The organism is Nostoc sp., assembly GCF_036916735.1.
Lineage (GTDB): Bacteria > Cyanobacteriota > Cyanobacteriia > Cyanobacteriales > Nostocaceae > Nostoc.
This window is the reverse complement of record NZ_JBALFV010000071.1, coordinates 1-5,792: the sequence shown is the minus strand read 5'-3', so window position 1 is coordinate 5,792 and position 5,792 is coordinate 1. Positions and strand designations below refer to the sequence as shown.

Sequence of the window (5,792 nt, the reverse complement as noted above, 5' to 3'; positions counted from 1 at the left end):
TTGGTTACGAATGCTTATCCATTTGTGGCAAACGCTTATGCGATCGTTAACAACGCTTAAAGAAAACTTATCAATGAAGTTGTTTCGTTACCAAAACTTATCCATTTGTGGCAAACGCTTATGCGATCGTTACCACCCTAAACTCACGTGAGTTCGACGGCACTAAAAAACAGTAGGAGGCAGTACAGGCAAATCTTTTGGGTAAATGTCAATTGAGGGTTTTTTGGGCAGATAGGTATAAGCTTTTTGCTCATTCTCAATCAATCTTACTTAGCGATTACACCCAATACCTGCCCAACTCCTTATGTTTCATATCTAGCAAGCTTTTTGCCGTTTTCTAACCGTCGAACTCACGTTAATATAGGCTTGGAACTATGGGGCTTAATAATTGCCCATCACTGTGAGACTCCTAGAAATTAGCAGGATGCAGAAATTGATTTATTGCAACAGTTAGCAGATCGGGCTGCGATCGCCATTCAACAAGCACAACTCTAGGAACAAACCTGTAATGCCGAAGCTGAAGCCAGAAATCAAGCTGCCTAGTTAGAGCATACCCTACGTGAACTCCAACAAACACAGACAAGATTGATTCAGACGGAAAAAATGTCTGGCTTAGGACAGTTGGTGGAGGGTGTCGCTCACGAAATCAACGACCCCGTTAACTTTATCTACGAGAACCTGTGCCACCTCAGTGATTACACTGAACAACTACCAGCTACACTATGCCCAGCCCCATAGTGAAATTAGTACTACGATCAAAGCGATGGATTTTGAATTTTTGGTAGAAGACCTCCCGAAAATTATCATCTCAATGCAAGTAGGAAGCGATCGCATCCGTTCAATAATACAGTCATTGGTAAACGAGAAGCATAGTGGTTTATCCTCATAGACTTTGATCAAAAAAGCTTCATGTTCAAAACCTCGCCTGCAAGCGATGCACTGCGCCGCCCTGAGCTTGTCGTACCCCTGCTCTTAAGCAAGCTACGCGTAGCGTCCCGTAGGGAAGGGAGCTTGTCGAAGTGTGGTGCAAAAAAGCCCTTGTATCTCAAGGTAAGTAAAAACCCCACTCGCAAGTAGTGTGGTTTAATTTAATCACGTTAGCGTAGCGGGGCGTAGCCCATTGCTCTCTTTTCTACGAGACGCTTTGCGAACGTAACGGTAGCGTTCGTGCAGCTTGTCGTAGAGAGGAACGAGCGTGATTAAGAAACGCAAATTCGGTTTATCTACATTTGAGTGTATACCCTGATGACGTAGGATTCTCTTAAGATGAAAATTTGGTATAGGTAAATGCGTATCTTTCCTGGCTCCAGATCTGCCACAAATATTTCTGGAGTTTTTTCATTATTCGTGTTTCAAATTATCCCAATCTAATCTAAATACTAGTGGATATTGTACTTGTGATTGTTGCAGCCTTGACAAGGCAGAGCCTAGTTATCATTGACATTTTTTAGATTTAACTAGCTAAATTATTGATATTTTATCAACTTAATCAATAATAGTGATTGTTTACACATAAGCCAAAATAATTAAGTGATCGGACTGCGGTTTTTGGGTTCAGATAAAGAAGTGCCTGCTGTGAATTCGTAAACCTCCTCTGTCCAAACTTTGAGGATATGGCGCTAAGACGCAAAGCGGCTTGTAATCAGACATCGCAATATCTCCACAAAACATCTCAACAATTCACCCTTTGGCTTCAGGTAACAAGCCTCATGATCCGTGCAAGTTCCATGCAAGCGGAGTGTAGCCAGCCTTCCTCCCAGACACGCACGAGACTTTTCCACCACCAGCACCGAATATCCAGCTTGACTTAACTGCTAGGCGCCGAATAAACCCGCTATTCTGGCACCAATCACTGCAATATTAGTCATGAGTCAATAGTCCCTAGTCATTTGTTATTCATTATTATCAAAAAACAAAATTACTACTAATGACTGCTGAAAGCTAATAGTAGAATAAGGTACACAAAGCTGCATAGAAGCGAGGAACGGAAATTGGATGAAATGAGGGCGGCGCTAGAGTTAGCAACCGACGAAGAATTGCAAGATTTAACCGCAATTCTATTTAGTCGTAAGTTCAATCCCCTAGACTATGTACACACACCCGAACCCATTGAAGTACAAAGCCAAGACCGCAAAGCTTGGCTAGATGCACTAGAGGGTCGCTTTCGCTTTTTGGCGGCAGACGGGATGACAGTATTGCGGGGACGCACAGGCCAGGTAACTTACCGAGAAGCATTAGTTCACGTATGTAAGTATTTAAAAATTTCCTATTCTAATCAGCTGGCAACCATTGATTTAGAATCAGAAGTATTTTTGCATCTGCTAGGACAGGTGTGGAAAAAATTGCCTGAACAGGAAAAGCAAAAATTGACTTTACAAGTGCAGCGTCAGCTGGTCAAATCAGAACTAAAAGAACCATTACCACTTTTATTACAACGTGACCCCTTGGGGTTACTTTTCAAAGGCGGTAGTGCGATCGCTCTTACTTCCATGCTCCAGCCATTTGTACTTAAGCAAATTGCCCGTCAATTTGCCATCCACTTTGCTACTTATGAAGTAGCCAAACAAGCGGCTATTACAGGCTCAGAAGCAGCTACAACGCAATTTCAAAGCTATGTAGCTATGCAAATGGCTCGACGGGGTATGACTATGAGTGCAGCTCGTTATGGAGCAGCCCGCACTATGTTTGCTGTGATTGGACCGATAATGTGGACTTGGTTTTTTGCAGATTTAGGGTGGAGAGCGATCGCTACTAACTACGGTCGGATCATCCCGACTATTTTCACCTTAGCTCAAATTCGTCTCACTCGTGAGGAATGTTGGGAGCCAGCTTGAACAAGGTTTTTGACTATTTTAAGTCCCGTTGGCAATCTGCTTGGAACTACTCTCTATGGGCACTGTTAATCTTCCCATTGAGTCCTTTAGTGGGGGCTGTGACTATTGTTCTTGTATCATTAATAACTTGCTTGAAACAATCTCGCAAAATTAGTCGCCGCCCCCTCAACTGGGGATTTGCTCTTTTAAGTATCTTGCTAATCGTGAGTGCTGGGTTTGCCGATGGCAAGACTTTAGCTTTCCTCGGCTTATTTAATTTTTTACCCTTCTTTTTTGTTTTCGTTGCCCATAGCGCCCTGATTCAAACATTTACCCAATTGCGGCAAATGGCTTGGGTTTTGGTGATTGGTTCTATGTCCCTGGTAATTATCGGCTTGGGGCAGTTATTTTTGGGCTGGAGTTTGAATTTAGAGATTTTATGGGTTGTGTTGAATTGGATAATCGTACCAGGAGGAAATCCCCCAGGTCGTATAGCCTCACTCTTCTTGCACGCTAATAGCTTCGCAGCTTATTTAGTAATAATTTTCATTCTCGGTTTAGGTTTATGGCTAGAAAATTATCAGCAACTAAGAGTCAAAAGTAAACAGTCATTTCCTCTCCATCTCTCCAGTGCAGAGGCAATTAATCGCGTCTCTAGCCACTCCCTACTCCCCTTTATTTTCTTAACCGTGGCGATGATTACAAATTTCATCACTTTAATTTTTACCAACTCGCGCAATGGATGGGCGATCGCTATTTTTGCCTGTTTAGCTTATGCACTCTACCAAGGTTGGCGTATTCTTATGGGTGGCGTCAGTGCCATCGTCTCTAGTGTGCTTTTGGCAGCTTTTGCTCCCTCGCCAGTCGCTCAATTTTTTCGTCAATACGTTCCTGCCTTCTTTTGGGCAAGGTTAAATGATGACATGTATCCAGATAGACCAGTCGCTTTAATGCGAAAAACTCAGTGGCAGTTTGCCTGGTCTTTAGCTAAAGAACATCCTTGGACTGGCTGGGGGTTACATAGTTTTAGTACATTCTACGAAGCGCAGATGCATACTCGCTTGGGTCATCCCCATAACTTGTTTTTGATGTTATCTGCTGAAACTGGTTTTCCCAGTACTGTGTTATTTTTCGGTTTACTCGCTTGGATTTTGATTGCAGGTGTCCAATTACTCCAAAAGTCAAAATATATAAAAAAAGAAGACAGATTAATATTTTTCAGTTATCTTCTGGCTTTTGTTGGGTGGGTTCTATTGAATACAGTAGATGTAACCATATTCGATTTTCGTTTGAATGCGTTTTCATGGTTAATTTTGGCTGCTATTTGTGGAGTAGTCTATCGTTACAACCTACATGATAGGCTTGCATCTCATCCAAATGAGTTAGGAAATGATAAACAACAACTTTAAATCTCCATCATTTTATTTTCAGTGTATGCACTGGGGACATTTAGAGTTTAAAGTTAATAAGATTACTATATTCACGTCTGTGAGTGTGACTAATATCTAATTAGTTACTGTTGCTGATTGTTGGGAAGGTGTAGGGACAACCCTTTGGGGTTTTCCTGCATGACGGGCATCTCTTGTAGATGCCCTTTTGTATATATATTTATTATTTTTATTCAGTTCAACTCAACACAATTTTAAAACCTATTGAGTTGATGGAATATCTGAAATAAGTTGAGCTTTTAGAAAGGAATATAAAACATGGTTACTGAAATGAAATTAGGTCTATGTAACCCACCAGAACCTATTTATTTGTATGTAAAAAGCGGAGAATTAAACGGGGAATCCTACTTGTGGTATAATTACGATAATGATAAAACTATTCCTGTACAACAAACAGGGCTAACTGGCTATATATCCGAACTAAAATTAACGACGAAAGAATTTAGAGAAAGAGACAACATTAAGTTGGATGTCGTTGTTAGGGCGGATGAAGTTTATGTTGTTAGGACTGGGATAGAAACGAACTTTGCTAAAAGCTTCCTTTTAGCTGCATCATGTGTCCAGGACTTTTCCAAGCCCTTGATTATCGCTGCAATTGCTGGAAAAGAGAATGTAGTTTTTTGTAACCTTTACGACGCGGCAACTAAAACCAGAATTCGCTCTGAATGGAATAGAGATGCAGATTGGCTAGCAATCATTGATAGTGTTCAAAATAAGTTGCAGACATCTAAAAATTCTCATATCGTCTCTGGTGAGCCAATACTATTCTAGAAAAATTGTGGAGGTTGGGGAAGTTGCTTAAGCAATTTATTTTCCAACTTTATTCACTACAACAGAACAAAATTTCATTTGCTCACTAACGAATTGATAATGTATTTTTTATCTATGGTTTTAAAAATTCAGGAGTTATAATAGTTAAAAAATCAGAAGAATATTTTAGTAATAAATATACTAATTATTCTAGATTACTTATCAATTCTGACCGGAGCTTTCGGAGTCTCTGGCTTTGCTACTGACTTTTTGGTGCTGAATTAAGCCGTTCCACAAATAACCTTGCATATATTGGGCAGGCGAGACGCCTACCCCACAAGAAATGTACAATTTTAGATTATGCAAACTAGATGTGGTTTAGCTTATTACTATGGTTCTAAGCCTTGTTTATGTTTTTCTTGGATAATTTGTTGTAGCTCATCTATTGAATTAAGACGTTTGCCATTAAACTGAACGTGGAATGCTAGGGCGTGAATTGCTTCGGAATCGCCACGATTTTCTAAGATATAATCTCACAATTGCTTGCGTGTCATTTCTCTAAAGTTAAGCTTATTCATAATCAACCTCTCCTTCTGGATTAATTACTACCACTGTCTCTGCACCTGCTATTACTACAATGTTATCTATTCGCTCATCTAAGGTAACAAGGTAAACCGGGAGATACATTCACTCTAACAAATAACGATAAGTTGCTTTGATAATTTGAGCCAGTGCATAAGCTGTTTCCGGCTCAAGACGTTTGTCGCCTAAAAGCAAAGTT

Annotated in this window: 5 protein-coding genes and 2 pseudogenes; 4 read left to right on the top strand and 3 right to left on the bottom strand. The window is 40.4% G+C overall.

The genetic code is table 11. From position 1 onward, the window contains the following. Positions 1-354: 354 nt before the first annotated feature. Positions 355-862: pseudogene (locus V7L20_RS17470) on the top strand (GAF domain-containing protein); the annotation flags it as partial. 787 nt (positions 863-1,649) lie between these two features. On the opposite strand, the pseudogene V7L20_RS17465 reads toward V7L20_RS17470, so the two are convergent. Next, positions 1,650-1,868: pseudogene (locus V7L20_RS17465) on the bottom strand (NAD(P)-binding protein); the annotation flags it as partial. A gap of 123 nt (positions 1,869-1,991) precedes the next feature. On the opposite strand from V7L20_RS17465, the gene V7L20_RS17460 reads away from it, so the two are divergent. The 3 genes from V7L20_RS17460 to V7L20_RS17450 all read left to right on the top strand — a co-directional run bounded on the left by V7L20_RS17460 (position 1,992) and on the right by V7L20_RS17450 (position 5,032). Then, complete coding sequence (locus V7L20_RS17460) at positions 1,992-2,834, top strand: YaaW family protein (protein WP_334745305.1); 843 nt, start codon at positions 1,992-1,994, stop codon at positions 2,832-2,834. Continuing rightward, on the top strand, positions 2,816-4,222 hold the full coding sequence (locus tag V7L20_RS17455; RefSeq protein ID WP_334745304.1) for an O-antigen ligase family protein: 1,407 nt from the start codon (positions 2,816-2,818) through the stop codon (positions 4,220-4,222). Before V7L20_RS17460 ends, V7L20_RS17455 begins: the two co-directional genes overlap by 19 nt. 297 nt (positions 4,223-4,519) lie before the next feature. Continuing rightward, positions 4,520-5,032: a hypothetical protein gene (locus tag V7L20_RS17450; RefSeq protein ID WP_334745303.1), complete on the top strand. Its 513-nt coding sequence runs from the start codon at positions 4,520-4,522 to the stop codon at positions 5,030-5,032. Between the two features lie 368 nt (positions 5,033-5,400). Here V7L20_RS17450 and V7L20_RS32710 read toward each other — a convergent pair whose 3' ends face one another. After that, complete coding sequence (locus tag V7L20_RS32710; protein WP_442943570.1) at positions 5,401-5,538, bottom strand: DUF6887 family protein; 138 nt, start codon at positions 5,536-5,538, stop codon at positions 5,401-5,403. A 43-nt stretch (positions 5,539-5,581) separates the two neighbouring features. Continuing rightward, positions 5,582-5,698, bottom strand: coding sequence for a DUF6888 family protein (locus V7L20_RS32705; protein ID WP_442943569.1), 117 nt, complete (start codon positions 5,696-5,698; stop codon positions 5,582-5,584). Positions 5,699-5,792: the final 94 nt, after the last annotated feature.

What these genes read in the sequence shown, in the direction of transcription:
- V7L20_RS17450 (WP_334745303.1), top strand. Translation starts at nt 4,520, where the DNA reads ATGGTTACTGAAATGAAATTAGGTCTATGTAACCCACCAGAACCTATT.
- V7L20_RS17455 (WP_334745304.1), top strand. Translation starts at nt 2,816, where the DNA reads ATGTTGGGAGCCAGCTTGAACAAGGTTTTTGACTATTTTAAGTCCCGT.
- V7L20_RS32705 (WP_442943569.1), bottom strand. Translation starts at nt 5,698, where the DNA reads ATGTATCTCCCGGTTTACCTTGTTACCTTAGATGAGCGAATAGATAAC.